The following is a 3619-nucleotide window of genomic DNA, read 5'->3' as shown; positions in this document are numbered from 1 at the left end:
TACGGAACGATCAGCAACCAGCTCGGCACCCAGACCCTCGGACACCTCCTCACAACCAAACAGACCGGCGTCGTCTGCGTCTCCCCAATCGACTGGGACACCTACGTCTCCACCACACCACTCACCAGCGACTTCGTATCTCAGCAGTCGCAGCAGCCACAACAGGCGGCGGACAGCGGTGAGACCCGAGGCCACGCGGATCGGGAAATCTACGCCCTGGTTCGCAAGGCGGTATCGGAGGCGATCGGCCGCTCCCTGGAAGACGACGATCCGTTGATGGCCAATGGTCTCGACTCCTTGAGCGCAGTTCTCCTTGCACAGGACATCGGCCGCGCACTGGGAACCACCTTGAGCAGCACTTTCGTCCTGAACCACCCCAGTATCGAAGAGATGAGCGAAGGCCTCCTCGCTCTGCAGCTCGAATCGCCCAATGCTCCTGCACCCGTGGCCGCAGCGAGCGGTCCTGTTGCCCACCCCGTCGAGCCGCCGGCCGCCACACCGCTCCTCGACGTGCGACCTGCAGTGGCACGACAGGCTGATTCGGCTGTTGTCGAGAGCGTGGTCGAGGTGGGTCCCGCTGAGGTGTCGGGCTCTGGTGTGGCTGAGCCGATCGCGGTTGTCGGTAGTGCGTGTCGTTTGCCTGGTGCGGTGGGTTCTCCGGGGGAGTTTTGGGAGATGCTGAGGTCGGGGGTGGACGGTGTCGGCGAAGTTCCGGTCTCGCGCTTCGATATCGGTGAGGTCTTCGATCCCAATCCTGATGCGGTGGGGCGGAGCTACACTCGCCGCGGCGCGTTCATGGACGACGTCGAGCACTTCGACAACGAATTCTTCGGCATTCTCGCCAGCGAGGCCCGAGCGATGGACCCTCAGCAGAGGGTGCTTCTGGAAGTCGCCTATGAGGCGTTCCACTGCGCAGGCTACAACAAGAAGATCCTGCGCAACTCCAATTTCGGAGTATATGTGGGAGTCGCGAATCAAGACTGGACGATCGTCACCGGCGACGAAGGCGCCAGCAATCCGTTCTTCGGGGCTGGTGTGTCCGGGTCGATCATGTCGAATCGGGTTTCGTATTGCCTGGGTTTGACCGGTCCGAGTATGACGGTGGATACGGCGTGTTCGTCGTCTCTGGTAGCGATCGATCTCGCTGTGGAAAAGCTCCGGACCGGGGCATGCTCCGCGGCACTCGTCGGCGGCGTCAACGTTATGACCCACCACAGAACCTATGTCGGGTGCTGTTCGGCGAAGATGCTGTCCTTTGAGGGGCGGTGTGCGACTTTTGATGAGTCGGCTGATGGTTATTGTCGTGGTGAGGGTGTTGGTGCTGTTGTGTTGAAGCGGTTGTGTGATGCTGAGGCTGATGGTGATCAGGTTCTTGCGGTGATTCGTGGTACTGCGGTGAATCAGGATGGTCGTAGTGCGTCTCTTACTGCGCCTAATGGTTTGGCGCAGGAGGCGGTGATCGGTCGGGCTTTGGCTGAGGCTGGGGTTCGTGGTGGTGATGTTGATTTTGTGGAGTGTCATGGGACGGGTACTCCGTTGGGGGATCCGATCGAGGTCGAGGCGTTGCGGAACGTTCTTGGTGTCGATCGGGTCAAGCCGGTGGTCCTTGGTGCGGTCAAGTCGAACATCGGTCACCTGGAGGGTGCTGCCGGCATCGTCGGTTTGATCAAGGCGATCGAGGTGTTGCGACATCGCGAGGCGCCGGGGAACCTGCACTTCACGGCACTGAACCCGAAGATCGACCTGTCGGCATTCGACGCGATCATCCCCACGAAGTCCACCCCGCTCGCCCCGACCGGGAAGTTGATCGCGGGTGTCTCCTCGTTCGGTTTCGGCGGCACCAACGCACACGTCGTCCTCGAGTCCTACGACCAACCACACCACACCCCGCCGCCAGCACGCGTCGAGTACGCGCGCACGCACCTACCCTGGCGACGCCTCCCCAGTACAGCTTCGGCTGTTGTCGAGAGCGTGGTCGAGGTGGGTCCTGCTGAGGTGTCGGGCTCTGGTGTGGCTGAGCCGATCGCGGTTGTCGGTAGTGCGTGTCGTTTGCCTGGTGCGGTGGGTTCTCCGGGGGAGTTTTGGGAGATGCTGAGGTCGGGGGTGGACGGTGTCGGCGAAGTTCCGGTCTCGCGCTTCGATATCGGTGAGGTCTTCGATCCCAATCCTGATGCGGTGGGGCGGAGCTACACTCGCCGCGGCGCGTTCATGGACGACGTCGACCACTTCGACAACGAATTCTTCGGCATTCCCATAAACGAAGCTCAAGTAATGGACCCACAACAGAGGATGCTACTGGAAGTCGCCTATGAGGCATTCCACTACGCGGGCTATGACAAAAAGAAGCTGCGTAACTCCAAAATCGGCGTGTATGTCGGCCAAATGAACCACGACTGGTCGCATATGATGGACGCGCGACATCTCACGGACCCCTTCTTCGGTGCCGGCGCATCCGGGTCGATCATGTCGAATCGGGTTTCGTATTGCCTGGGTTTGACCGGTCCGAGTATGACGGTGGATACGGCGTGTTCGTCGTCTCTGGTAGCGATCGATCTCGCTGTGGAAAAGCTCCGGACCGGGGCATGCTCCGCGGCACTCGTCGGCGGCGTCAACGTAATGCTCAGTGCGCGGTCATTCATCGGTGGCTGTTCGGCGAAGATGCTGTCCTTTGAGGGGCGGTGCGCGACTTTTGATGAGTCGGCTGATGGTTATTGTCGTGGTGAGGGTGTTGGTGCTGTTGTGTTGAAGCGGTTGTGTGATGCTGAGGCTGATGGTGATCAGGTTCTTGCGGTGATTCGTGGTACTGCGGTGAATCAGGATGGTCGTAGTGCGTCTCTTACTGCGCCTAATGGTTTGGCGCAGGAGGCGGTGATCGGTCGGGCTTTGGCTGAGGCTGGGGTTCGTGGTGGTGATGTTGATTTTGTGGAGTGTCATGGGACGGGTACTCCGTTGGGGGATCCGATCGAGGTTGAGGCGTTGCGGAACGTTCTTGGTGTCGGTCGGGTCAAGCCGGTGGTCCTTGGTGCGGTCAAGTCGAACATCGGTCACCTGGAGGGTGCTGCCGGCATCGTCGGTTTGATCAAGGCGATCGAGGTGTTGCGACATCGCGAGGCGCCGGGGAACCTGCACTTCACGGCACTGAACCCGAAGATCGACCTGTCGGCATTCGACGCGATCATCCCCACGAAGTCCACCCCGCTCGCCCCGACCGGGAAGTTGATCGCGGGTGTCTCCTCGTTCGGTTTCGGCGGCACCAACGCACACGTCGTCCTCGAGTCCTACGACCAACCACACCACACCCCGCCGCCGGCACGCTAACGCGCATATCCACCTTGCTCGAATCCGCATGCCGACCTCGAATGTGCTCAGGAGCTTGAGATGACCAAACGGACTGCCATCTTCAATCGAAAGTCAATTCCCTGGAATTCCGCAAGAGTCGCCACTGTCGAAAGCGCTGCCGCAGTGCCTTCACTGTCGCCCGACCAATGTCTCTATTCGGTTGGTTGGGTTGGTGGTGGGGGTGTTTCTGGGGGTTTGTTTTCTGGTGTTGGTGTGGTGTTGTGTGGTTCGGGTGTTGATGTTGTGGTGCCGGAGGGTTGGGTTTGTCGGGTTGTTGTTG

2 protein-coding genes are annotated in these 3619 nt (G+C 60.4%); both read left to right on the top strand.

Going from position 1 to position 3619, the window contains the following annotated elements; translation table 11 throughout:
- On the top strand, nucleotides 1-3318 hold a 3318-nt coding region (locus ACLJPX_RS44190), incomplete at its 5' end, for a type I polyketide synthase (RefSeq protein WP_410606079.1).
- Between the two features lie 60 nt (nucleotides 3319-3378).
- Nucleotides 3379-3619 (top strand): hypothetical protein (locus ACLJPX_RS44185; protein WP_410606078.1); only part of this gene is annotated, 241 nt, incomplete at its 3' end.

Origin of the sequence: Amycolatopsis sp. lyj-90 (genome assembly GCF_046549035.1) — a bacterium.
GTDB lineage: Bacteria > Actinomycetota > Actinomycetes > Mycobacteriales > Pseudonocardiaceae > Amycolatopsis.
The sequence above is the reverse complement of the archived record's forward strand: the minus strand, read 5'-3'. Positions and strand labels throughout refer to the sequence as shown.